This is a genomic window from Granulicatella adiacens ATCC 49175 (assembly GCF_025150565.1).
Classification (GTDB): Bacteria; Bacillota; Bacilli; order Lactobacillales; family Aerococcaceae; genus Granulicatella; species Granulicatella adiacens.
This window is the reverse complement of sequence record NZ_CP102283.1, coordinates 409947-434254: the sequence shown is the minus strand read 5'-3', so window position 1 is coordinate 434254 and position 24308 is coordinate 409947. Positions and strand designations below refer to the sequence as shown.

22 protein-coding genes, 1 pseudogene and 1 other annotated feature are annotated in these 24308 nt (G+C 39.7%); of the genes and pseudogenes, 4 read left to right on the top strand and 19 right to left on the bottom strand.

What is annotated here, in order from left to right:
• Positions 1-351 precede the first annotated feature (351 nt).
• From NQ540_RS02300 to NQ540_RS02270, 7 genes are all read right to left on the bottom strand, one after another.
• Positions 352-1539 (bottom strand): acetate/propionate family kinase, encoded by a 1188-nt coding sequence (locus NQ540_RS02300; RefSeq protein WP_005607257.1) that lies wholly within the window; start codon positions 1537-1539, stop codon positions 352-354.
• A 53-nt stretch (positions 1540-1592) separates the two neighbouring features.
• On the bottom strand, positions 1593-2561 hold the full coding sequence (locus NQ540_RS02295; protein ID WP_005607258.1) for a class I SAM-dependent methyltransferase: 969 nt from the start codon (positions 2559-2561) through the stop codon (positions 1593-1595).
• Positions 2562-2920: 359 nt separating this feature from the next.
• On the bottom strand, positions 2921-3211 hold the full coding sequence (gene rpmA / locus NQ540_RS02290) for a 50S ribosomal protein L27 (protein WP_005607260.1): 291 nt from the start codon (positions 3209-3211) through the stop codon (positions 2921-2923).
• A gap of 22 nt (positions 3212-3233) precedes the next feature.
• Positions 3234-3566 (bottom strand): ribosomal-processing cysteine protease Prp, encoded by a 333-nt coding sequence (locus NQ540_RS02285; RefSeq protein WP_005607262.1) that lies wholly within the window; start codon positions 3564-3566, stop codon positions 3234-3236.
• A gap of 5 nt (positions 3567-3571) precedes the next feature.
• Positions 3572-3880: a 50S ribosomal protein L21 gene (rplU, locus tag NQ540_RS02280; protein WP_005607264.1), complete on the bottom strand. Its 309-nt coding sequence runs from the start codon at positions 3878-3880 to the stop codon at positions 3572-3574.
• A 15-nt stretch (positions 3881-3895) separates the two neighbouring features.
• Positions 3896-3971: a sequence feature (ribosomal protein L21 leader region), on the bottom strand.
• 507 nt (positions 3972-4478) lie between these two features.
• Positions 4479-6098 carry a chaperonin GroEL gene (gene groL / locus NQ540_RS02275; RefSeq protein WP_005607266.1) on the bottom strand — a complete coding sequence of 540 codons (1620 nt, stop codon included), beginning with the start codon at positions 6096-6098 and terminating at the stop codon, positions 4479-4481.
• A gap of 14 nt (positions 6099-6112) precedes the next feature.
• Entirely contained in the window at positions 6113-6382 is a 270-nt protein-coding gene (locus NQ540_RS02270) for a co-chaperone GroES (protein WP_005607270.1), read from the bottom strand.
• A gap of 151 nt (positions 6383-6533) precedes the next feature.
• On the opposite strand from NQ540_RS02270, the gene NQ540_RS02265 reads away from it, so the two are divergent.
• Positions 6534-6797 (top strand): hypothetical protein, encoded by a 264-nt coding sequence (locus NQ540_RS02265; protein ID WP_039849205.1) that lies wholly within the window; start codon positions 6534-6536, stop codon positions 6795-6797.
• A gap of 73 nt (positions 6798-6870) precedes the next feature.
• On the opposite strand, the gene NQ540_RS02260 is transcribed toward NQ540_RS02265, so the two are convergent.
• Positions 6871-7260 carry a DUF1310 family protein gene (locus NQ540_RS02260; RefSeq protein WP_005607274.1) on the bottom strand — a complete coding sequence of 130 codons (390 nt, stop codon included), beginning with the start codon at positions 7258-7260 and terminating at the stop codon, positions 6871-6873.
• Positions 7261-7553: 293 nt separating this feature from the next.
• Positions 7554-7922 (bottom strand): EXLDI protein, encoded by a 369-nt coding sequence (locus NQ540_RS02255; RefSeq protein WP_005607275.1) that lies wholly within the window; start codon positions 7920-7922, stop codon positions 7554-7556.
• A 181-nt stretch (positions 7923-8103) separates the two neighbouring features.
• Between NQ540_RS02255 and NQ540_RS02250 the strand changes: the two are divergent.
• Positions 8104-8292, top strand: a pseudogene (locus NQ540_RS02250) (tyrosine-type recombinase/integrase); the annotation flags it as partial.
• 94 nt (positions 8293-8386) lie between these two features.
• Here the strand turns inward: NQ540_RS02250 and NQ540_RS02245 are convergent.
• Positions 8387-9016, bottom strand: coding sequence for a redox-sensing transcriptional repressor Rex (locus NQ540_RS02245; protein WP_039849269.1), 630 nt, complete (start codon positions 9014-9016; stop codon positions 8387-8389).
• Between the two features lie 257 nt (positions 9017-9273).
• Here NQ540_RS02245 and NQ540_RS02240 point away from each other — a divergent pair, with 257 nt between their 5' ends.
• Entirely contained in the window at positions 9274-11223 is a 1950-nt protein-coding gene (locus NQ540_RS02240) for an ABC-F family ATP-binding cassette domain-containing protein (RefSeq protein WP_005607278.1), read from the top strand.
• 91 nt (positions 11224-11314) lie between these two features.
• Here NQ540_RS02240 and NQ540_RS02235 read toward each other — a convergent pair whose 3' ends face one another.
• From NQ540_RS02235 to uvrB, 5 genes are all read right to left on the bottom strand, one after another.
• Positions 11315-13060: an ABC transporter ATP-binding protein gene (locus NQ540_RS02235; RefSeq protein ID WP_039849206.1), complete on the bottom strand. Its 1746-nt coding sequence runs from the start codon at positions 13058-13060 to the stop codon at positions 11315-11317.
• On the bottom strand, positions 13057-14787 hold the full coding sequence (locus tag NQ540_RS02230; protein WP_005607280.1) for an ABC transporter ATP-binding protein: 1731 nt from the start codon (positions 14785-14787) through the stop codon (positions 13057-13059). Before NQ540_RS02230 ends, NQ540_RS02235 begins: the two co-directional genes overlap by 4 nt.
• Positions 14788-15304: 517 nt before the next feature.
• Positions 15305-16297 carry an aspartate-semialdehyde dehydrogenase gene (locus tag NQ540_RS02225; protein WP_039849207.1) on the bottom strand — a complete coding sequence of 331 codons (993 nt, stop codon included), beginning with the start codon at positions 16295-16297 and terminating at the stop codon, positions 15305-15307.
• A 37-nt stretch (positions 16298-16334) separates the two neighbouring features.
• Complete coding sequence (locus NQ540_RS02220) at positions 16335-16979, bottom strand: MmcQ/YjbR family DNA-binding protein (protein ID WP_005607282.1); 645 nt, start codon at positions 16977-16979, stop codon at positions 16335-16337.
• A gap of 12 nt (positions 16980-16991) precedes the next feature.
• Positions 16992-18974 (bottom strand): excinuclease ABC subunit UvrB, encoded by a 1983-nt coding sequence (uvrB, locus tag NQ540_RS02215; RefSeq protein WP_005607283.1) that lies wholly within the window; start codon positions 18972-18974, stop codon positions 16992-16994.
• A gap of 181 nt (positions 18975-19155) precedes the next feature.
• On the opposite strand from uvrB, the gene rpsT reads away from it, so the two are divergent.
• Positions 19156-19410 carry a 30S ribosomal protein S20 gene (gene rpsT / locus NQ540_RS02210; protein ID WP_039849208.1) on the top strand — a complete coding sequence of 85 codons (255 nt, stop codon included), beginning with the start codon at positions 19156-19158 and terminating at the stop codon, positions 19408-19410.
• A 516-nt stretch (positions 19411-19926) separates the two neighbouring features.
• Here the strand turns inward: rpsT and NQ540_RS02205 are convergent.
• From NQ540_RS02205 to NQ540_RS02190, 4 genes are read right to left on the bottom strand one after another with little or no spacing between them, the layout of a single operon-like run.
• Positions 19927-20205, bottom strand: a complete 279-nt coding sequence (locus tag NQ540_RS02205; RefSeq protein WP_005607288.1) for a hypothetical protein — start codon at positions 20203-20205, stop codon at positions 19927-19929.
• A 40-nt stretch (positions 20206-20245) separates the two neighbouring features.
• Positions 20246-21265, bottom strand: coding sequence for a DNA polymerase III subunit delta (gene holA, locus NQ540_RS02200; protein ID WP_005607291.1), 1020 nt, complete (start codon positions 21263-21265; stop codon positions 20246-20248).
• A 47-nt stretch (positions 21266-21312) separates the two neighbouring features.
• Positions 21313-23640, bottom strand: a complete 2328-nt coding sequence (locus NQ540_RS02195) for a DNA internalization-related competence protein ComEC/Rec2 (RefSeq protein ID WP_005607292.1) — start codon at positions 23638-23640, stop codon at positions 21313-21315.
• Positions 23637-24281, bottom strand: a complete 645-nt coding sequence (locus tag NQ540_RS02190; RefSeq protein ID WP_005607294.1) for a helix-hairpin-helix domain-containing protein — start codon at positions 24279-24281, stop codon at positions 23637-23639. The genes NQ540_RS02195 and NQ540_RS02190 overlap by 4 nt, the downstream gene beginning before the upstream one ends.
• Positions 24282-24308: the final 27 nt, after the last annotated feature.

Sequence of the window (24308 nt, the reverse complement as noted above, 5' to 3'; positions counted from 1 at the left end):
AACCCTTTTAATTCAAAAATCTTTCCATTATTCCTAAAAAGCACTTGTAGCGTAGTTAACTGAGAAGGATTTACACAATCTCCTTTCAAGGCACTTGTCACGTACTAACTGAGGAGGATTTACGCAATCATCTGCTCCTTTGAAGAGAAACGGATAAACCTTGGATTTTATAGTAGTGATAGTAGGGAATAAGAATCGAAATGAAATAGAGCCCCACAGCGGATGTTCCGCCATGGGGCTCTTTGAATTCGATAGGTGAGAGACTACAGGCTCGAGCCGGTCTCCTACAATCACTACTATAAACAAATCCAAGGATTTAGAAGTTTCTCTTCAAACCTTCGGTTTGTATTATTATTTGCGTAAACGTTCGATGTCTCGCGCAATCTCAACCTCTTCATTAGTTGGGATGTTTAATACTGTAACTTTCGCACCTTCAGAAGAAATGATTGCTTCTGAACGAGTATCGTTACGCTCAGGATCGATATCGCAACCGAACCAAGTTAAACCATTGATGATACGAGAACGAATTGATTTAGAGTTTTCACCGATACCAGCAGTGAAGACGATTGCGTCCACACCGTTCATAACAGCAACATATTGTCCAATGTATTTTTGAACGCGGTCAACGAAGATTTCCACTGCAACTTTAGCATCTTCATTTGTTTTACTTGCAGCTTCAACATCACGCATGTCGCTTGATACACCTGAAATTCCTAATAGACCTGATTTTTTGTTTAAGATATCAACCATTTCGTTAACGTCTGTAATGTTTAATTTGTTCATTAAAAATGCTACTAATGAAGCATCGATATCACCAGAACGAGTACCCATTGTAACCCCTGCTAATGGAGTGAATCCCATAGAAGTATCTACAGATTTACCGCCATCAACCGCAGTGATTGAAGCACCGTTACCTAAGTGGCAAGTGATGATTTTTAATTCTTCAACTGGTTTACCTAACATTTCAGCAGCACGGCGTGAAACGTAGCGGTGGCTTGTTCCGTGAGCTCCGTATTTACGAGCTTTGAATTTTTTGTAGTATTCCATTGGAATGCTGTATAAGTAAGCTTTCTTAGGCATTGTTGTATGGAATGAAGTATCGAATACAGCAACACTTGTAATGTCTGGTAAGATGTGTTTGAATGCGCGCATTCCTACAGCTTCTGCTTTGTTGTGTAATGGAGCAAATTCTGCTAAGTCTTCTACTTGTTGGATAACAGTATCATCTACTAAAGCTGAATCTTTGAATAATTCTCCCCCAGCAACGACACGGTGACCAACACCAGTGATTTCGTCGAATGAAGAAATAATGTTTAAAGCTACTAATTGTTCTAATAATTTTTCTACCGCAACTTCGTGGTTTGGAATATCTTCTACCACTTCAAATTTTTGGTCGTCTCCATAGCTGATTGAGAAGATTGAATCTCCTAATCCGATACGTTCTACTAACCCTTTAGCCACCACTTCTTCTTGTGGCATATTAAATAATTGGAATTTCAAGCTTGAACTTCCTGCATTAATCGCGATTGATTTTGACATGCACATTCTCCTTTAATTTAAAATTAAGCCCGCATCTGGGTCTAACGGATTCATTATAACATTTCTTGTGCCCATTTTTCGAATGTTAGAGTGAATTTTCTGAATTTTTCTCTGTTTTTAAATTCTGGGATATCCCCTAGAAGGACTTGACTCACTTGTTTAGCAGCTTTCCCTCGTTTTTGTACAATAAGTAAAGACTTACTAAACTGCACATCTTTAAATAAATTGCGTGGGAATGCGAGCATTGCTTGTACATATGTTTCCTTTTGCAAGTAAGCCAGTAACGTTTCTCCTTCGACAGTCTCAAATAGATTTGTCGGAACGATGAATAATCCGATTCCAGCTTCCTTCAAATAACGAATATGCTGTTCGATGAGTAAATGATGGGCAAAAGAATGACCTTCTTCATTTTCTGTCTCAAAACGAGCAGCATTGGCATCAACTGGATAATATCCAATAGGCAAATCACTCACTACGAAGTCTTGAGGATCTACCAGTAAATCTTGTAATCCATCTTGCAAAGAAGTCTTCACATCCAATTGTTCTAATGCGAAGGCTTGTAAAGCTAAATGCACAAGCACTTCATCATTATCAATAGCCGTCCCTTGGGCAGTTTTACCAGCAGATTGTAGGAATAACAAAATTGTACTTAGTAAGTTCCCACTTCCTGCCGCAAAGTCCGCAATTTGTAGCGTCATATCTTTCTTCGTCATTTGGTCAATCATATACGCTACGAGTAAGCCAATCGCATCTGGAGTCATTTGATGGTTGGTTTGTAAGCCATCTTGTTTAGCAGCTTTCAAGAACGCGAATTGAATCATCCTGCGAATTTCTTCACTCGAATAACTTGTTAAATCTAATTGTTTATACGCTTTGTTTAATTCTTGGACCACTTCGTTACTTGGCAGGCCTTCGACTTGTTGCGCAGTGTTGTCATTGACAATATTTTGTAAGGTTTCCCCTAACGCTTCAACATTCGAATAGCCGATTTCTTGTTGAAGCAGCTCTACTGCTTTTGCCAATTCCTCGAACGCTTGAATTTCTTTTCCCGCTTCGATAAAAATCCCTCCTTCTATTTTTAAGAGTTTCTCTGCTTTGAATAATATGAAATAGGTTCATTCACATTTTTTGCTAACAAAACTACGCAGAACGTTCAGATTCTATAATAGTAATACTAGCGATGTACTCAATGTGAATGATTGACTCTGGAAATTCATTTCCTAGAGTCAGTTTGAAGCTTGAGAGGAAGGAAGACACAAGGCTTCCTCCGATACAGCTAGTATAGCAATTATAGAGAAATCTGGAAAGTTCGCAGTAGTTTTGTCACTTCTCAAATTTCCTAAAAAAAAGGATGTGACTGAATGTCACATCCTACTCATTATTATTCAGCAGCAACTACTGGATAAACAGATACTTGTTTTTTGTCACGGCCTTTACGTTCGAAACGTACGATTCCGTCAACTTTAGCAAATAAAGTATCGTCTCCACCTCTACCTACGTTTTCACCTGGATGGATTTTTGTTCCACGTTGGCGGAATAAGATTGAACCACCTGAAACGAATTGTCCATCAGCACGTTTAGCACCTAAACGTTTTGCTTGTGAGTCACGTCCGTTTGATGTAGAACCGCCCCCTTTTTTATGGGCGAATAATTGTAAATTCACTTTTAACATAGTTGTGCACCTCCTTGATTGATTATGCAACAGTTACAGCTAGAAAGTCTTGATATTCTGACTGAATATCTTCTAACCCTAGTAATAGACTATTTAATAAAATTTGAGTTGTAAGTTCTTGCTCTTTCGTCAAGTCCTCTACAACTTCCATATATAAGTAACCACCTTCAACCTCATCAACTTCGACAAACGGTTGATACCCTGCTAACTTTTCAATGCTGTTCACAGTTGTAATGGCCAGAGCCGATACCCCTGCGCAAACGATATCCGAACCATGTTCACTATAGTTTGCATGTCCAGTCATTTCAAAGGAAACAATTCGTTGGTTCTTTTTGTGTACAGTCACTTGAATCATCGTGATTAAGCGTTGATTGCGTCAATAACAACTTTTGTATAAGGTTGACGGTGACCTTGTTTACGGTGTGAGTCTTTACGACGTTTGTATTTGAAAGTTACAACTTTCTTTTGACGGCCTTGTTTTTCAACAGTTCCTTCAACAGTTGCACCTGCTACGAATGGAGCACCAACTTTAACGTCATCTCCACCTACAAATACTACTTCTTCGAAAGTTACTTTGTCGCCAGCTTCTGCGTTTAATTTTTCAACGTAGATTGCTTGACCAACTTCAACTTTAACTTGTTTTCCACCAGTTTTTACGATTGCGTACATATTGCACCTCCTATATTTTAGACTAAGACTCGCCAGTTTAAAGTGCCGATTCCGGTCTTTTGTACTCTAATCCGAGCGGTTGTAGCTGTGGTGCTTCACAATTACAACACGACTATTTTAGCAAAAATGTACGCCGCCGTCAACCATTGTGACTAGCCTCTTCGTAAGTTCCTTTTGAAACTTTTGAGGTGAGAGACTAGAGGCTCAAGCCGGTGCCTCATTGCAGTTACTATAAATAAACCCTTCAGTGTTCGAAGTTTCACCCACCATTTCTATTCCATCCTCTTTTTATAAAACAGTTCAAAACTGCTAAAAAAAGTGTTCAAAACGGAAAACACGAAGGATTTTATAATAGCAGTAATGGGAAATCGTATTAAATGCGAATTAATGGTCGTAGGAATTTATTCCGTACGACCATTTTGAGGCTTTAAAGTCGAGAGACTACAGACTCGAGACGGTACCCCATTACAGCTATTATAAATAAATCCTTCAGTGTTTGGAGTTTTGAACTTCGTTCACTTTTGTCGGGGAGCACCTTGCGGTGTTTTGTTATAAAAAGAAAAAGAGGGGTGAAAAACTTTCACCCCTCTTCCTTTGATTACATCATGCCCATACCCGGATCCATCCCTGGCATTGGTGGCGCTACTGGAGCTGGTTTATCAGCTACCACAGCTTCTGTTGTTAATAATAATGCTGAAACAGATGCAGCATTTTGTAGTGCAGAACGTGTTACTTTCGTTGGGTCAACAATACCTGCTTCAATCATGTTTACCCATTCATCTGTAGCAGCATTGTATCCAATGCCTTTTTCTTCAGATTTCAAACAAGCAACAATGACTGAACCTTCAAGACCAGCATTTTCTGCGATTTGACGTAATGGTTCTTCTAATGAACGAGATACGATTTTCGCACCTGTCGCTAAGTCGCCTTCTAATTCAAGAGCATCTACTACTTTTTGAACGTTCACAAGAGCGGTTCCCCCACCTGAAACGATTCCTTCTTCAACCGCTGCGCGAGTGGCGTTTAAGGCATCTTCAATGCGAAGTTTTTTCTCTTTTAATTCTGTTTCAGTAGCGGCACCGACTTTAATTACGGCAACCCCACCTGATAATTTAGCAAGACGTTCATGTAATTTTTCACGGTCGAAATCACTTGTTGTATCTTGTGCTTGTGCGCGAATTAAAGCAACACGGTTCGCGATTAAGTCTTTAGAACCTGCACCTTCCACGATTGTAGTGCTATCTTTAGAAACCACAACTTTACCAGCTGTCCCTAATTGCGCTAATGTTGCGTCTTTTAATTCTAAGCCAAGGTCTTCTGTAATGACTTGAGCTCCTGTTAACACAGCGATATCTTCTAACATCGCTTTACGACGGTCACCGAATCCTGGAGCTTTTACAGCTACCACGTTAAATGTTCCGCGTAATTTGTTTAATACTAATGTTGGTAAAGCTTCTCCATCCACGTCATCCGCGATGATTAATAACGCACGTCCTTGTTGAACGATTTGTTCTAATAATGGAATGATTTCTTGGATGTTTGACACTTTTTTATCTGTGATTAAGATAAATGGATTATCTAAAGTTGCAATCATCTTGTCGTTATCAGTTACCATGTATTGTGATAAGTAACCACGGTCAAATTGCATTCCTTCTACAACATCTAATTCTGTTTCAATCCCTTTAGATTCTTCGATTGTAATAACGCCGTCGTTCCCCACTTTTTCCATAGCTTCAGCGATTAATTCACCAACTTCAGCTGAACCAGAAGAAATTGCCGCCACTTGTGCGATGGCTTCTTTTGATTCGACTGGACGAGAAATGCGGTGTAATTCTTCAACCGCTGCTTTTGTCGCAAGTTCAATCCCTCGACGGATGCCTACTGGGTTTGCGCCAGCTGTTACGTTTTTCAATCCTTCACGAACGATGGCTTGTGTTAAAACTGTCGCTGTTGTTGTACCGTCACCGGCAATATCGTTTGTTTTGGATGCGACTTCAGCCACAAGTTTTGCACCCATATTTTCGAAATGATCTTCTAATTCGATTTCTTTAGCAATCGTGACCCCATCATTTGTAATCAGCGGAGACCCGAATGCTTTTTCTAATACAACATTACGTCCTTTTGGTCCTAATGTTACTTTTACTGTATTCGCTAAAACGTCCACACCGCGAAGCATGGCACTTCTTGCATCTTCTGCAAATTTAATATCTTTCACCATTGTGATATCCTCCTTTATTCAACAATTGCGATAATGTCTTTTTCTTTCACGATGATATATTCTTGACCATCCAATTTAACTTCTGTGCCTGAATATTTCTCGAATACGACTTTATCGCCAACCGCCACTTGACGGTCTTCTGCAGCAGTGAATTCACTTGTCGCGATTACTTTTGCAAATTGTAATTTTTCTTGAGCAGTGGTTGGTAGGAATAATCCCCCAGCAGTTTTTTCTTCTTGCTCTACCATTTGAATAACAACTCTATCTTTTAAAGGCTTTAACATATAAAATCCTCCTTTATCTATTTTAGCACTCGAAAACCATGAGTGCTAACTCATAGTTTTATAATACTCATTTGGTCAGGAAAAATCAAGAATAAATACTTGCTTATTTCTCAAGAATTATGTAAGATTTTGACAAGAAAGGATGATTGTGATGACACGAAAAAGTTTCTTTAGAAAACTATATTTTGAAATCATATTAGCCGTCCTCTTTATCTTTCTAGCAACGACGCATTATCCTGGAAATGGATTTGACTTTATCACATTATTCTGCTGTCTATTCGCAACGACAAGCATCGTAACAAGTATCAACATGCTTCGCACCTATAACGAGTTGAAAAAACTCGCCAACCTCATCGAGAAACTTCCCGATGACGAGGATTCACTAGACGATAAAGAACCAAAAGAAAAGCACTAATCACTGCATCAACGCAAACGATTAGTGCTTTTTATGTTTTTAATTCTTACTTTGTACGAAAAGTTCTCATTTCTTACTGCTTATTTTTTATCAAGTCTGAGACTTCCTTTGAGTATCCCGTTGAGGAATGTTCGAACTGTCCTGTATTTAGATTTTTAGTCAGACTAAAACTCATGCTTAATTTCTTATTGGAGTTTAAGTATATTTTAAAGTATATTCCTCCCATAGGGTTATGCTGAATAGACTCTACATCAATTTCATAGGACTCAATAGCTCCGCCTTCTTCCAACGCTTTGTTGTCTAAGTCTTTTAATTGATTTTCAATCGATTCCTTCACTTGCGCACTTTGAACTAAAGTGACCATTTCATGCTTCTTTACCAGATTCAACGTTACAAATCCACCGATGATTAACGCGATTACCGCAACGATTCCAAGCATTCCACTACTGAATTTCTTTTTCATTTTCTTCAGCCCCCTTATGCATTTAAAGGTTCTACTTGTTTTGTATAGTATATCATGAATTTTCGCATTTTTTGAATACTCTTATTTTTATACAAAAAGGTACTGGTCCTATGTCAAGATTTAGTACAAATTAAAATGAGAGGTTCTACCTGCTAAGATGCCAGAAGAACATTTGTCTTATTATAAAGTGCTTCAAGCTCGTTTCGACAAAGTGTAACAGTATAATTATCCAAGTTTCTTATAGATCAACCTGAAAAGGTTGCTTATATAATTAATTATAAGTAAATACAGTACTATATATCCAATCTTTCTACAATCTCTCCATTTTTTTCTTTCAGTATGAGCTTTTTAATAATCTTTTCATCAAGGTACTTTGAAAACGAATTTAAGTCCTGTGATACCTCAAATACGATATTTCGTTTCATTTCATTTGTATCAAAATTAGAATCATATTTTCTCTTATCACTCCAATAATTCCAATTCACATCTGTTCTTTCATAGTAAACATAATTTTTCTTTTTAGTACTATAAATCCTTTTAGAGGTCAATGTCTTTTTGTCTTCAGATGTAAATACATCAGAATACAGCTTTATTCCATAAAAAACTTTGTATTCGCTGATTTTATCATTGGAAACATTTAGTTTAATTTCTTCATAGTCCATCTTATGCTCACTCCTTATATTTAATTTTTTATGTAAAGCAGGTACTTTTTAAATCTTAATATTCAATATATTTTTTTCTTTTTATTCTAATACTACAAGTGTATAATATTTACAGCAAAAAGACAATTGGTCCTTTGTCAAGATTTAGTACAAATTAAATTGTATTAAAAATGGGTTCGAAATCATTTCTATTCATGGTTTTATGCACACTCATTGTAGCTTACATTTTGAAAGTGGCGTACCTATGAAAGATGTTCAAGAACGGTTAGGACATTCTGATATTCAAACTACTATGAATATCTATACACACGTAACAGAAAATAGCCGTGAAAATAGTGCTAAACTGTTTGCGAATTATGTGGGGTTTTAAAATATCTAAACACATACCTAAACATATTAGACAATAAAAAAGATAGGCATAATAGAAACCTTGTTATAAAGGCTTTTCTATCATGCACTATCTTCTATTTTTGATTATCGAGGAAATAAATTAGAGTTTGAAGTTCGTTTGTTAAGTCTACGTTTTGAACTCGAACGTTTTCTGGAGCATTTAATCGAATTGGTGTGAAGTTTAAAATGCCTCGAACATTTGCTTCCACAATACGATCTGCTGTATCTTGAGCTACATCTTGAGGAACGGTTAGAATCGCTACTTGAATTTGTTGAACTTTTAATTGTTCAATCATTTCATCCATGCTATATACAGGTACTCCTGTTTGAATCGTTCCGACGATATCAGGGTTCACATCAAATGCCGCACTGATTCGAACATTGTTGCTTTGGTGGAAATTGTAGTTTAATAAAGCTTGTCCTAATTTACCAACACCCACTAAAGCTACATTTGTTAAGCGATCTTGGTTTAACGTATGGCTGAAGAATTCCAATAAGTATTCTACATCATATCCATATCCACGTTTTCCTAAAGCTCCAAAATAAGAAAAATCACGACGAATCGTTGCGCTATCTACTTTTACAGCTTCACTTAATTCAGTTGATGAAATACGACGTTTTCCTGCATCATGCAAGAAACGTAAATAACGATGATAAATGGCCAAACGTTTTGCAGTTGCACGTGGCACTTCGATTTCTTTCATTTCTTTATAATCTTTCATGTCTATGACTCCTTTTCTTTTACATCCATGCGTATTCTATCACAACGATGTGAATTTTCACAAATACTTTGTTTACTCCTCACTTACTCCTATAAAATCCACTTATATACAGCAATGCTTGTACGATTTTATTCACAACCTATTGTTTGTGAATGTGAAAACAATCTTGGATTCTTTTCAATATTGTCCACCTCTTTTTTATGATAGAATGAGATGAATACTCACTGAAAGGACCTATCATGATACTACTACAAGGACAAGGACTCGCTCGAACTTTTGCAGATGAAGTCCTATTTGAAAATATTACGATTCATATTCAAGAAAATTCGCGGATTGCCATCGTTGGACGTAATGGTACCGGAAAATCAACGCTGTTAAAAATGTTGGCTGGTATCGAAGAACCTTCTCTTGGCTCTGTCTCAAAGAAAAAAGACCTATCCATCGGTTACTTAGACCAATATGCGGCCATCGATTCAACGAAAACCGTTTGGGAAGAAATGATTCATCTCTACGAAGACGTAGAAATTTTGAAGAAACAAGCACAGAAAGCGGCTGAACAACTCGGGAATCCCGACCTTCTTAGTGACCCTGCAGCCTACGAACTCGCCTTAAAACGCTATGACCAACTGCAAGAAGAATTGAACCAAAAGAACGCATATGGATACGAATCTGAAATCCGTACAGTGCTTCATGGATTCCGTTTCTATCCAGAAGACTATGACCAACCGATTCAATCGCTCTCTGGTGGTCAACGTACTCGTTTAGCCTTAGCGCGTATTTTATTAGAGAAACACGACTTACTGATTTTAGACGAACCGACAAACCACCTGGATATTGAAACCTTAACATGGCTAGAGGAGTATTTACGCTCTTCAAATTGCGCTCTTGTGATTGTATCCCACGACCAATATTTCTTAGACCGCGTGTGTAATGAGGTTTATGAAATCAGCCATAAAGCCTGTGAATATTATAAGGGAAACTACTCACACTATTTAGAGGAACGTGAACAACGCTATTTGCTCAAGCAAAAAGCTTACGAGAAGCAGCAACAAGAAATCCATGACTTAGAAGAATTCATCGCAAAAAACTTAGTGCGCGCCTCAACTACAAAACGCGCGCAATCCCGTCGTAAAAAATTAGAGAAAATGGAACGATTGGAGAAACCAAAAGGCGATCAACGCTCTGCTCGATTTGAATTTACCGTAGAACGCGAATCCGGAAACCAAGTATTACAAGTAAACGATGCTTATATTGGTTACGACCACGAAGCCTTGAGCGGTCCGATTTCCTTCCAAATTCGCAAGCGTGAAGCTATTGCCATTGTGGGGCCTAACGGAATTGGGAAATCAACCCTCTTGAAGTCGATTACGGGTGAACTTCCTTTAATCAAAGGCTCAATTGACTTAGGAGCTGGCGTTCAAGTTGGCTACTATGACCAAAACTTGGCTGGCCTTTCTACCAACCAAACAGTTCTAGAAGAGCTTTGGTCTCGTCACTCAACGATGCCCGAAAAAGATGTGCGTTCGATTCTCGGAAGCTTCCTATTCTCCGGAAGTGACGTTGAAAAAACAACCGCTCAACTCAGCGGGGGTGAAAAAGCCCGACTAGCCCTTTGCAAATTGTCACTGGAGCATGATAATTTCCTACTGCTCGACGAACCAACCAACCACTTGGATATCGACAGTAAAGAAGTATTAGAGGATGCCCTCATCGACTACGATGGTACGATTTGTTTCGTATCCCATGACCGTTTCTTTATCAACAAGGTCGCAACGGCCATTCTTGAAATCGAAGAAACAGGAAGCACACTCTACCTTGGCGACTACGACTACTATCTTGAGAAGAAACAAGAAAAAGAAGAACTCGCCGCACTGCAAGAAGCCAAGAGTGTTGAAGCAACAAGCGCTCAGCCGATGACAGAAGCCAAAGCTAGCTACCATGCCTCTAAAGAAGAGCAACGTCAAATCCGCACGCTCACTCGACGTATCGAGCAACTCGAAACAGAGATGCACGATATCGAAGAGGCGCTAGAACAAGTGCACGAGGCAATGACGCTGGAAGAAAACTATTCTGATCCAGATAAATCCGCTGCCCTCTCAACCGAAGAAGGTTCCCTTCTTGAACGTCAAGAAACGCTTCTCGCCAAATGGGAAGAAGCTTCTATAGCTTTAGAAGAATTTAATCAATAATCGTTTGAAATTATCATATATGATAATTTTCTACTTTCAGCCATTCAAAGAAGCGTAGACCCTTTTTATAGAGTCTACGCTTCTTTTTAGTTTAATGTTGCCACTGACTTTGATAGAGATTGTAGTAAAACCCACGTTGCTCCATCAAGCTGGCATGATTTCCTTTTTCAATGACATGTCCGTCTTTTAAGACAAGAATCACATCGGCTGTACGAATCGTCGACAAGCGGTGCGCCACAATAAAGCTCGTGCGCCCTTCCATCAAATGTTGGAAAGCTTCTTGAATCTTCAATTCGGTACGCGTATCGATGGAAGACGTTGCTTCATCGAGAATCAGCATATTCGGTTGTCCCATCATGACACGCGCGATGCAGAGCAATTGTTTTTGTCCTTGTGAGAAATCCCCACCGTCATCTGAAATCACCGTATCATACCCTTGCGGCAGACGGCTCACGAATCCATGAATATGGCAGAGTTTAGCGATGCGAATCATCTCTTCTTCGCTAATCGTCGGATTTCCCATCGTGATATTTTCACGCACCGTACCTGTTTGAAGCCATGTTTCTTGAAGCACCATTCCAAATCCATTTCGCAATGAATGACGGGAGATGTCTTCAATCGAATGGCCATCGATAGCTAATTTTCCACTATTAATCTCATAGAAACGCATCAATAAGTTAATTAATGTCGTCTTTCCGCTTCCGGTTGGACCGACAATCGCCACGCGTTGCCCTGGTTTGACATCCAGCGAGAAGTCTTCAATCAGCGGTTGGCCTTTCACATAAGAGAAGTCCACATGGCTAAATTCCACCACTCCATCAAAGGTTTCAGGAGAGACCGCACCTTCTCGTTCTGGACGTTCGGACGGTTGTTCCAATAGTTCAAATACGCGGTTGGCACAAGCAATCGCATTTTGAAGTTCGGTAATAACCCCTGAGATTTCATTGAATGGTTTCGTATATTGGTTGGCGTAACTGAGGAAGGCTGATAATTGACCGACCGTCACGCCACCGCTAATCACGAAGAACGCTCCGAACACGCCCACACTGGTATAGACGATGCTATTAACAAAGCGCGTTGCCGGATTGGTAATGCTCGAGAAGAAGATAGCTTTAAGCGATACATCCGTTAACTCCTTATTAATCACCGAGAAGTCCTCGATGACTTTTTCTTGTTGCTGGAAGGCCGTCACCACTCGTGTCCCCTCAATCATCTCATTCATATAGGCGGTTTGGTCTCCACGAATTTCAGATTGTTGTTTAAAGAAATGATAGGATTTTTTCGCGACAAAGCTAGCCATTACAAAGGATACTGGCGTTATCACCACTACCACGAGCGTTAGTGTCACATTCACGCTCAGCATAAACACTAAGGTTCCTAGTATCGTCATCACACCTGTAAACAACTGCGTGAATCCCATCAACAGTCCATCCGCAAATTGATCCGCATCCGCGATGATACGGCTCTCGATTTCTCCAGCTGGATGAATATCTAAATAACTGAGCGGTAATGTCTCGATTTTTTCAAGCGCGTCTCTACGAAGGTCACGCACAACCGAGTAAGTCATCTTGTTATTGCTAAGGTTCATAAACCACTGCGCAATAGCTGCCACTGCCGTAAAAAGTGCAATCTGCCATAGGATGGCAAATAGTCCTTCATAGAAGACTTGCCCGGTGTCCAGCATTTGGTCCACGGCTTCCCCGACTAATTTTGGAATCATTAACGTCCCAAATACATTCACACTTGCCAAAAGAATGGACGCTACAAAGTAAATTCGGTAGCGACGGATGTAGCGGAGGACTTTACGGACGGTTTCCCATTGAGTTTTCTGTCTCACGCTTCATCCTCCTTTGGAAATTGTGAATAGTAAATTTCTTGATAAATTTCGTTATTGGCTAATAGCTCTTCATGCGTGCCCTTGCCGACCAGATTCCCTTCATCAAGCACAAGAATTAAGTCTGCGTACTGCACAGAAGCCGCCCGTTGCGACACGATAAAGGTTGTTGGACGTGGCGTTTGGTTCTTGATGGCCTCACGTAATTTTGCATCGGTCGCAAAGTCTAATGCCGAAGCACTATCATCTAAAATTAAAATTGGTGCTTGTTTCGCAATCGCACGGGCAATCGTCATCCGTTGCTTTTGCCCACCTGATAAGTTGCGTCCATTTTGTTCAATGCCATAATCCAGTCCGCCTTCTTTCGTTTCAACAAATTCGCTGGCTTGAGCGACACCGAGTGCCTGTTCTACGACTTCACTTGAAGCAGATGCATATCCAAAACGGACATTGTCGGCAATCGTTCCACGGAAGAGTTGCGCCTTTTGCAAGACCATTCCGACTGCGCCACGAATCGATGCAAATCGGTAGTCACGAACGTTTTCCCCGAACACCTCTACACTTCCCTCGGTCGCATCATAGAAACGAGGAATCATATTCACAAGAGACGATTTTCCACTACCAGTCCCACCGATAACGCCGATGGTTTCTCCTTTTAACGCGGTAAAGGAGATATGGTTGAGCGCTGCATTTTGGTCCCCTTGATATGTCAGCGTCACGTCTTTAAACGCCACAGCCACCTCATTATCTGGATGAACGTCTTTGGTTCCTTCGACCATATCCGGTTCCATCGATAGAATATTGTCGATACGCTCAGCACTCGCAACGGATTTCGTCATTAACACGATAAGATTGGCTAATTTTACAAGTTCCACTAGAATTTGTGACATATAGTTTGTTAAGGCGATGACGTCCCCTTTTGACAACGTTCCTGTATCCACTTTTATCGCCCCACTATATAAAATGACGATGAGCGCTACATTCACAATCACAAACGTAATAGGGTTCATAGCTCCTGATAGAGCACTCACCTTTTGTTGCGCCTGATTCAACACTTCGGTATCTTCTCTAAACGACTGAATTTCTTTTTTTTCACGGTTAAATGCGCGAATCACACGAACACCCAGTAAATTCTCATGAACCAGACGCATAATCCGATCTAGTTGCCCTTGAACACGGCGATACATTGGAATCGTCCAATAAATAATCCCGAATACAACGACTGCTAAAATCGGCACCGTAATGGCAAACGTCCACGCCATTTCCACATTCACGACAAATGCCATCACAATCGCTCCGCCAACGATAAACGGCGAACGAAGCAACAGACGAAGCGCGATGTTTAACCCGTTTTGCACGAGATTCATATCACTCGTCAAACGTGTCAGTAAAGTGTCATTCCCCAGCTCATCCAGTTGCGAGAAACTGAAGTATTGAATTTTTGAAAAGAGCGCCTGTCTCACGTCCGCTGTAAATCCAGTTGCCGCTTTAGCAGCATAATATTGGGCCGTAATGGACACGACGACCCCTAAAATCCCTAGGACGATTAAAATAGCCCCTTGACCAAGGATTAAGGAGGTATCTTGGTTTCCAATCCCTTTGTCAATGATGACTGCCATTATAAGCGGTACTAATAACTCCAAAATTGCTTCGAATAATTTGAATAAAGGTGCCAATATTGTTTCTTTCAAATATGGCTTTAAATAAGGTTTTAATTGATTCACAATCATACTTCCTTTTACATCAATAGTACTTTTATTGTATCACAATTTATGCCGTGCAAAAGCAGAATCCCTCGATTCCTGTTTTTGATAATAAGAGATGTAACAATTATATTACGTAACAAAAATGTGACATTCACTTTTAAATTTCTAAAAATGCATCATTTAGAATACGTATCATAAATGATATATCAAGTTATTCCATCTTCAAGGAAACCTTTTTTAACCTAACCGTTTGGTCTAGTGGAGTAAATAATCATTAGAAGACTGGGCAACTTTTGCTTATTAGAAAGCTGATTACGAAAAATCTTACGGATTCTATAATAGCCATAACGTGGAATGGCATTAAATGCGCAAAAGGGAGCGTAGGAATTTTATTCCGTACGCTCCCTTTGAGGCTTTAAAGGTGAGAGACCTAGGCTCGAACCAGTGCAACGTTATAGCTATTATGAAGATATCCGAAAGGATTTGGAGTAATCAACATTATTCACTATACTGTCAGCCAAGTGCCCAGTCTTCTATTTCATTATTTACGTAAATTGTGCGCTTCAATGTACTCCGCAATTTGGATAGCATTGCTCGCAGCACCTTTACGAATATTGTCGCCCACACACCAGATGTGGAAGCTGTTTGGTTGTGAAATGTCACGGCGAATACGTCCCACGTACACTTCATCATGTCCAGTTGCTTGTAATGGTGTTGGATACACATTTTCCTCAGGTTTATCTAATACGATTACGCCTGGTGCTTTTGCTAATAATGCACGAATTTCTTCCGGTGTTGTATCTTTTTCGAAAGTCACATTGATTTCTACAGAGTGTGAGTTATATACAGGTACACGCACACAAGTGGCTGTCACAGCTACATCGTCTGACAAGCCAAGAATCTTGCGAGTTTCTTGAATCATTTTCATTTCTTCTTTTGTATAGCCATTTTCTAAAAATACATCGATATGAGGCAATACATTATTGTAAATTGGGTGTGGGTAGTTTGTTGGAGCCTCCCCTTTTTCCCCGTTTCTTAAATCGTTAATCCCTGCTTGTCCAGAACCTGAAACAGCTTGGTAAGTTGTATAAGCCACACGTTTTAATCCAAATGCATCATGCAATGGACGTAATGGCACTACCGATTGAATCGTTGAGCAGTTTGGATTTGCAATAATTTTGCGCTCTAATGTTGGTGCGTTACATTCCGGTACGACTAAATCAATCTCTGGATCCATTCTCCATGCGCTTGAGTTATCGATGACAATCACGCCGTCATGTTCTGCGATGGGCGCAAATTTCAATGAAGTGCCGCCTCCTGCTGAGAAGATGGCGTAGTCAATATCACGCTTGAAGGAGTCTTCCGTTAATTCTTCGACTACATACTCTTTTCCTCTAAACTGTAGTACTTTTCCTGCTGAACGTGCTGATGCAAGTAGATATAAGTGGTCTACTTGTAAATCACTTTCTTCTAAACGTTCAATCATTTTTGTTCCAACGACCCCTGTCGCTCCTACAATTGCAATATTTACCATAAAAAAATCTCCTTTTGCTAAAACGCTATGTTGAAAATTATAACGAACCTCTTTTAGAAAGTAAAGAATTGTCTTTCTTTGCAACACATTTGTAGCTGAAATAAATACACTCTTTGATGAGTGCTTCATCTGTGCATACATTCAGCGCAATTGAAATCCAATGCTTTTTATTCATATGATACACTTCAAAGAAACCTTCATTCGTTAATAGCTTTTCCTTCGTGTCTGGATCAATTTTCACATTCAAGATTAACACTCGCTCTTCACTTGCAACCCCTAATTTATGGAACGGGATTTCCGTCATCAAGGCATAGCACTTTCCTTGCTCTTCTACTCTAAACATCGTCGCTGAAGACCTTTTGAACGGTTGAGAACTAAAAGGGACAATATTGCAATGAATCCAATCCGTCCATTTTTCCTTTGTGGCGCTCAGTTCTCCTTGAAGAGGATGAATCCACTTCGTCGCTATTTCACCGGCTTCTTCTCGAAGAGCTTGGGCAATACTACTTCCTGTTGTTTCTACATCAAACAAAGTGTATCGTTCATTAAACTCATCTAAAACAATGATTTCTAATCCTTTTTCTTTTGTGGCACTGACAATATAGAAGGAGAAACCTTCTATATTGCTAAGAATTGTTTCTCCTTCATGTTCTGTCAGGTCTTCTTTTAAATTCCATTTCATTGAATAAACCTCTTATAATTTATACTCAGCTCTTAGCTCTAAAATCACATCACGCAGATCAGCCGCTTTTTCGAAATCTAGTGCTTTGGCAGCTGCACGCATATCCAATTCAAGCAACTCGATGGCTTCGCGTCTTTGTTCTTGCGACATTTTCTTGAAGTCTTTTGCGGTGCTTGGAGCATCTTCTTTTTCCACTTCATGTGTAATCGCGATTAAATCACGAATATTCTTCACGATGGTCTTCGGAACGATGCCGTGTTCTTTATTGTATGCCTCTTGGACACTACGACGACGGTTTGTTTCATCAATCGCTCTTTGCATAGAGTCAGTAATCTTATCGGCATACATAATCACTCGGCCATTCGCATTTCGTGCGGCACGTCCAATCGTTTGGACTAAAGCTCGCTCACTACGTAGGAAGCCTTCTTTGTCAGCATCTAAAATCGCCACTAGAGAAACTTCTGGTACGTCTAAGCCTTCACGAAGTAAGTTGATTCCGACCAATACATCAAATTCTCCTAATCGCAAGTTTCGGATGATTTCAGTACGTTCCAATGTCTTAATATCACTATGAAGATATTTCACTTTAATACCTACTTCTTCTAAGTAATCCGTTAAGTCTTCAGACATCTTCTTCGTAAGCGTCGTAATAAAGACACGCTCATTACGTTCGACTCGTAAATTAATTTCACTAATTAAATCATCAATTTGACCTTTGATTGGACGTACTTCCACAGGCGGATCGAGCAAACCTGTCGGACGAATGATTTGCTCAGTAACTTTTGGCGTATGTGCTAATTCATATGGCCCTGGAGTCGCCGAAATATAAATAATTTGCGGAACTTTTGCTTCAAACTCTTCAAAGCGTAACGGACGATTATCTAGCGCACTTGGCAATCTAAATCCGTACTTAATTAATTGCTCCTTACGAGCACGGTCCCCATTATACATTCCACGAATTTGAGACATTGTAATATGAGACTCATCCACCACAAATAGTGCATCTTCTGGGAAGAAATCAAGCAATGTATACGGTGGTTGTCCTGGCTTTCTTCCATCCATATGGCGAGAGTAGTTTTCAATCCCATTACAATATCCCATCTCTAGGAGCATTTCAATATCGTAATTGGTTCTTTGCTCTAATCGCTGCGCTTCAAGCAACTCATTATTGTCCCTTAATTCTTTTAAGCGGAGGGCGAGTTCTTCTTTAATCGTCGAAACCGCCTTAGAGATTTGGTCTTCATTCGCGACAAAGTGCGTTGCCGGGAAGATTGGGACATGCTCTACCGTTGCCTTAATTTCTCCTGTTAACACATCTACTTCTTTAATCGCTTCGATTTCATCTCCAAAAAACTCGATTCGAAATGCCGTCGCATCATGTCCAGCGAGGAAGATTTCGACGACATCTCCTCGAACTCGGAATGTTCCCCTTCTGAAATCATAGTCATTGCGCTCAAACTGCATTTCAACTAAACGACGAAGTAATTCATCTCTTTCTATTTCCATTCCTTCACGAAGAGACAATACATGGTCACGGTAGTCTTCTGGATTTACCAACCCGTACATAGAAGATACGGAAGCAACTACAATGACATCTCTTCTTTCCAAAAGCGCGCTTGTAGCAGAGTGACGCAACTTATCGATTTCATCATTGACACTGGATTCTTTTTCAATATAAGTATCACTAGAAGGCACATAAGCTTCTGGTTGGTAGTAATCATAATAAGAAACAAAATATTCTACAGCATTGTCTGGAAAGAATTCTTTTAACTCTCCATATAATTGCCCTGCTAATGTTTTATTATGAGCTAGCACTAATGTCGGTTTATTCACTTCTTTTATCACATTAGCAATCGTAAATGTCTTCCCAGTACCTGTCGCACCAAGAAGTGTCTGTTCTTTAACGCCCTTATTAAGCCCCTCCACTAATTCCTGGATGGCCTGAGGTTGATCTCCTTGTGGCGTATACGGAGCCACTAGTTTAAATTCATTCATACCTTCACCTCTTTTTTCGATTCTTTTCCATTATACCATCAATAAACAATATTTACCGCCAGCTTGCACCCTCCCAACCCTATACCTTGCTTGCATTTCATACTGGACTTTTGTATAATAGTCCGTGTTGGAAACAACTGATCAGTGATTATACATGTAAAATGAAAGAGGGGTGAACCCATTGCCAAATATCGCATCACAAATCAAACGTGTTCGTACTAACAAAAAGTCAACACTAGCAAACAACTCACAAACTTCTGCTATGCGTACTGCTATCAAAAAATTCGAAGCTGCAGTAGCTGAAGGTGCTGAAAATGCTGAAGAATTATTACGTGCTGCTCACAAAGCAATCGACGGAGCTGCTTCTAAAGGATTAATCCACAAAAACAAAGCTTCTCGTGACAAATCACGTCTTGCTGCAAAATTAAGCAAATAATAATTAGCCTGAGAATTGATCTCGGGCTTTTTTTATGCTCTGAAATAGAAGTGGTGCTTCTTGTTGGTTGGGTAAAATCCTTACGGATTTCTTCAAGGTAGATTTCTTTATCGGATAAACTGAAAAGAATCAGTTTTGTTATTGAAAGAGTTATAGCGGGGCAACGGCTCGAGCCTAGGTCTCTCGCCTTTAAAGCCTCAAAGCAGGAGTACAGAAGGACTTCCTACTCCTGCTAATTCGCATTTAATGCACTTCCCCGCTATTCTTTCAATAAACTGATTCTTTTTTGTTTATCCTCCATTTAGATTTTACCCGTAGAATCCGTAAGAATTTTACCCCTATGCTTGATTTCAGAGATAAAAAAGAAGTCCGAACAATAGGACTGCTCCGGGAAAGTAAAAAGTGCCCGGGGGATATGAAGTTGCTAGGAAAAAATGGCCTGAACAATGTGAAGACTCCGGGAAGAAAAAGAGAGTGCCGGGGAAGGAGGATTCCTCTCCTGGCACTCTGCTTCTGTTAGACAGATAAGTCATCGATAAATTGTTTGGCTTCGGCTAAGCCCATTCCTGTTTCGTCACGTAAGTCTTTGATTGCTTGAATAAGACGACCGTCGCGTTTTAATGTACGTAAGTGTTCTTCTAGTTCTTCTGGGATATACTCTACTTGTTCGTTAGATGAACGATTAGTATTCGAATAAGAACTTTCTCTATTAGAAACATTGTTTGTTTTTACCTTTACATAACTTAGTAATACGAACACTGCAACTGCAGCGATAATGATCATCATTGGGGTCATACATATTCCTCCTTGTTGTATTATTGAATTTTATTGTTTGCTACGCGCAAAACTGTAAGATAAACCATTCCAGTTGCATCTCTTTAATGCCTACACTCGTCTTTAGAGCATATTCTGTGTCGACCAATTGCATAAAGGCCTTTTCTAAAAGCGGTAACCCAAATCTTCTAGATTGTTGCAGGGCAATCTTCACACGGTACGGATGTACGCCCAGTGTCTTTTGGATTTCCGGCTCTTGATACCCTTCTCTTTTCAAGTAGGACACTTGAAGCAATAATCGAAACTGTCCTAAAAGAATCGCATTCATCTTCAAGGGGTCTTCTTTTTGTAGTAACATATCGTGATAGATTTGGAGCGCCTTGACTCCTTCTTTTTTCAAGATAGATTCCCCAAGTTCAAAAATATTCTGTTCCAATGTTTTAGCGACTAAACTCTCGACTAATTCCAGTGGAATCATTTTTGTATCAATGGAAGCAATCATCAGTTTATCCAATTCTTTCATACTATTCGTTAGTGAATATTGCGTTTTAACAAGTAAGGTCTCCAGCGCTTCTTCTTGGATTGAGTACTGGTGGTTACGTAATGAATCTCGAATATACTGTTTAACATCTCTCTCTGTTAGTTCACTAGCGTCTAATAAAACCGCCACTTTCTTTAACTGTTTCACGATTTTCTTTCGTTGATCCAACTTATCATACGGAGCAAAGAATACCATCACAGAACTGTCCATTGGATTTTCTAAATAGGCTTGCAACCTTTCTAATTGATGATCCATTGATTTTTTCTCTTTTTCCCCTGTAAAAAAGCTTGGATTATCAACCAGTACTAATCTTCTCTCTCCAAAAAAAGGAACCGACTCTGCATCTTGAATAGCTGTTTGAATAGAGACTTCCTCCATATTGAATCGTCCCACATTCAAGTCTTGATCTTCAGGAGCCACAATGGTCTCTAAAAACACTTTCCGCGCAAGTTCTTGTAAATAAGGTTCTTTTCCTTGAACTAAATAAACCAGATTCACTTGCCCGTTTTTAATGCGATCGAGTTGTTTCTCAAATTCCATCTTTCCGCCTCCTATCCTTTAAGTTTATCTTGAAACGTGGGCTTTGTCTATTCTTTCAATTTTTGACGTTTTTTCGAGAGTTTCGTAGAAATTTCGATCTTTTCTTTTCTAAAATCAAGACGAATTTGTCCATCTTGATCCGTTCGGAAAATATGAGCGTGTATTCCATTTAACCTTCCTATCGTCTCGATTGAAGGATGGCGATAACGATTATTCTTCCCGCAAGAAACCAAAGCAACAGAAGGGGAAGCTTTTTGTAACAATGCTTCGCTTGTAGACGTTCGGCTTCCATGATGCCCCACTTTTAAAATAGAAAAATGCAAGTTGGGAGTGTCTTTTAGAATATTGTCTTCTACTTTTTCAGAAGCATCTCCCGTGAGTAACACGGTATGCTTTTGAATCGTTAGAAGAGCTACAATTGAATCATCATTTTCTCCTTTGGAAGTGTCTTTGGGCCATAGAATTTGCCACTTCATTTGGTTCCATTTCCACTCATTTCCAGAAGAAACCAACTTCCACCGTATGGACGGATAGTCCCTTTTCAGTTGTTGCATCAATGGAATCTTCTCCATCCCTTTTCCAATCACTATTTCTTTAATTTTAACCTGTTTTGCAATTGCTTGAAGATTCCCGACATGATCTTCGTCTCCATGGGAAAGCATTACTTGCGACAATTCTGAAAGTCCTTCTGCTTGAAGAGCAGGAATGACGGTTGTGTCTCCTTGGGGTTTTCTCTTGCACCTTTTCCATTCTTCTTTGGAGGCAAAATCGCTCAATCCACCCGTATCGATTAATGTCGCTTGATTCCACCCTGGACCCATTACTAAAATCGAATCCCCTTGCCCAACATCTATCAATATTAGCTCAGTTCCCCAATGATAAGGAACTTCCACCAAAAGTAAAATAAGAGTCCCTAGACAAAAAAGTCCTTTTTTAACCGTCATCTTCCTTCGTTCAAATAGCACTAGCGCGAAAGAAAGCAGCAAAAAATAAACACCCCACTCCCATGGTTCCCAAATGCCAAATGTAAACTTTGTAAAGGTGAACTTCTGACAAAAGGTTAATAGTTGAGTGAGGGCAGAAAGAAGTGCTTCTCCCAGAAAGCAAATGATGTCCACTAAATTCCCCCACCCCGATAATACCGCAAGTAGATAAATCGTTAATAGTGGGAATAGAACCCCTTCAAACAATAGCGAAAACAACGCAGTAAGGACGATGCTAAAGGCATTCCAATAAAAGAAATACTGACAGACGAGTGGCAGAGCCATAACACTTACTCCTATTGGAATCCATAATGAAGCGTTGACTTTAGGAAGCACACTCTTTTGCCATTTGGATAATAGAAGAATCACTGCGCTAAGAGCATAACTTAATTGAAAAGCGACATTCCAAAGAATTCCTGGCCAAATGAGGAGCGATACGACAAGCATCCCTAAAAGGCTCCATAGTTGAGAGTGATGACGAAGAGGCGTCCATCGTTTCAAAAGAATCGAGAGGATCACCATTCCAATCGCGCGTGTCCCACTAATGCCCCATCCGATGACAAACCCATAGAACAGCACAAAACACATTAATACACCATCTGTTTTCTCGCGAGTGATTCCGCATCTCCAGAAAAACTTTTGCAGAACCGAAACCATTAACGAAATATGAAGCCCCGAAATCGCTAATACATGAAGAATCCCAAGTTGTTTGTACCTTTTCCAAACTTCTTCATCAAATCCTGATTTATCCGCAAGCAGCAATGCTAATGTATATTGTTTGACCTGATTTTCCTCCTGCATGCGCACTTGATGTAGCAACCAGAAACGAAGATTTTCAATAGATGCACAGATTCCTTTGACGGCGACTTTTCTACTTGAAAGACTCTCAATTTTGAAAGAATGAAGAATCCCCAAACTCAAATAGTGATTTTTCGCATCGAAATTCCCTTTATTTCTAGCTGGTTCGATTTCCTCAATACTTCCTTCGACAGATACCTTTACCACATGATCCAGTTCTAGAAATTCCTTTTGCTCCTCTTCCGAAGTAAGAGTATAGCGAAAAAATACTCTTTCACTCTGTCCTTCAGCTTCTAGAAGAGCACTTCCGGTTAACAAATCCCCATTCACTTTGAGCTGATGGGGATTTAATATCATTTGCCCATGGAGAGACTGTGAAGGGTGAAAAGGAGTTTGTGTAATAGCCTGGATATAATAAAATGAGCGAATAGAAAAAATTCCAACGACCATTAGACCCATTACTTTTTTTCGTATTGATTGTTCACGGATAAAGCCAACTATGATGAGCAGTAAAGGAAGAAACCATCCCACTTTCCCGACTGAAAAAACAACCATCGCCATCCCAATCACGCTTGCAAGAACAAAGTAAATCATTGGACAATCACTCTTTCTTGAAAGGATTCATATAATTTCTTTCCAATCCCTCTCACTTTCATAAGTTCTTCTTTGTTTTTAAAGGAACCATTTTGCTTTCGATATTCTATAATGGCTTCTGCCTTTTTCTCCCCAATCCCTTTTAATGTCTTCAATTCTTCAACGGTTGCCGTATTAATATTGACTTTGCCTTCTTTTCCAACTTCCTTTTTTTGAGGCGTGGGAGTTTGAGCAAGCTCCGAATTTACTTCTTCTCCCTTTTTCGGGACTACAATCACCATTTGATCCTCTAAGAGTTGAGCTAAATTCAACTTTTGATCATCTGCCAATGGAGTGAACCCTCCTGCAGCCTCAATAAGATCTTTCACCCTATTTTCTACTTTCATTTGATAGACTCCGGGGTGGTGAACTTCTCCTTTTACATCGACATAAATGACGGTCGAAACAGTTGTTTTATCTTCTACTTCTTGATGAAGAATGGTTGTCTCCGATAGGGATGCGGTAACTTCTTCCACCTCTTCCCCTTGCCGACTCATCCAAAAAAGCCCCATCCCGATAATGAGGCAAACAAATAAAACACTCCCTTTTACTTTCCAATTCATTACTTCCCATTTATTTCTCCATGTATCAAAAAAAGCCATTTTTCTCACTCCTTAAAAAGATTGCTC

Bases quoted from the DNA above. Each gene is read 5' to 3' on its own strand.
- NQ540_RS02300 (WP_005607257.1), bottom strand. From the start codon at position 1,539: ATGTCAAAATCAATCGCGATTAATGCAGGAAGTTCAAGCTTGAAATTC.
- rpmA (WP_005607260.1), bottom strand. From the start codon at position 3,211: ATGTTAAAAGTGAATTTACAATTATTCGCCCATAAAAAAGGGGGCGGT.
- NQ540_RS02285 (WP_005607262.1), bottom strand. From the start codon at position 3,566: ATGATTCAAGTGACTGTACACAAAAAGAACCAACGAATTGTTTCCTTT.
- rplU (WP_005607264.1), bottom strand. From the start codon at position 3,880: ATGTACGCAATCGTAAAAACTGGTGGAAAACAAGTTAAAGTTGAAGTT.
- groL (WP_005607266.1), bottom strand. From the start codon at position 6,098: ATGGTGAAAGATATTAAATTTGCAGAAGATGCAAGAAGTGCCATGCTT.
- NQ540_RS02270 (WP_005607270.1), bottom strand. From the start codon at position 6,382: ATGTTAAAGCCTTTAAAAGATAGAGTTGTTATTCAAATGGTAGAGCAA.
- NQ540_RS02265 (WP_039849205.1), top strand. From the start codon at position 6,534: ATGACACGAAAAAGTTTCTTTAGAAAACTATATTTTGAAATCATATTA.
- NQ540_RS02260 (WP_005607274.1), bottom strand. From the start codon at position 7,260: ATGAAAAAGAAATTCAGTAGTGGAATGCTTGGAATCGTTGCGGTAATC.
- NQ540_RS02255 (WP_005607275.1), bottom strand. From the start codon at position 7,922: ATGGACTATGAAGAAATTAAACTAAATGTTTCCAATGATAAAATCAGC.
- NQ540_RS02245 (WP_039849269.1), bottom strand. From the start codon at position 9,016: ATGAAAGAAATCGAAGTGCCACGTGCAACTGCAAAACGTTTGGCCATT.
- NQ540_RS02240 (WP_005607278.1), top strand. From the start codon at position 9,274: ATGATACTACTACAAGGACAAGGACTCGCTCGAACTTTTGCAGATGAA.
- NQ540_RS02230 (WP_005607280.1), bottom strand. From the start codon at position 14,787: ATGATTGTGAATCAATTAAAACCTTATTTAAAGCCATATTTGAAAGAA.
- NQ540_RS02225 (WP_039849207.1), bottom strand. From the start codon at position 16,297: ATGGTAAATATTGCAATTGTAGGAGCGACAGGGGTCGTTGGAACAAAA.
- NQ540_RS02220 (WP_005607282.1), bottom strand. From the start codon at position 16,979: ATGAAATGGAATTTAAAAGAAGACCTGACAGAACATGAAGGAGAAACA.
- uvrB (WP_005607283.1), bottom strand. From the start codon at position 18,974: ATGAATGAATTTAAACTAGTGGCTCCGTATACGCCACAAGGAGATCAA.
- NQ540_RS02205 (WP_005607288.1), bottom strand. From the start codon at position 20,205: ATGACCCCAATGATGATCATTATCGCTGCAGTTGCAGTGTTCGTATTA.
- holA (WP_005607291.1), bottom strand. From the start codon at position 21,265: ATGGAATTTGAGAAACAACTCGATCGCATTAAAAACGGGCAAGTGAAT.
- NQ540_RS02195 (WP_005607292.1), bottom strand. From the start codon at position 23,640: ATGATTTACTTTGTTCTTGCAAGCGTGATTGGGATGGCGATGGTTGTT.
- NQ540_RS02190 (WP_005607294.1), bottom strand. From the start codon at position 24,281: ATGGCTTTTTTTGATACATGGAGAAATAAATGGGAAGTAATGAATTGG.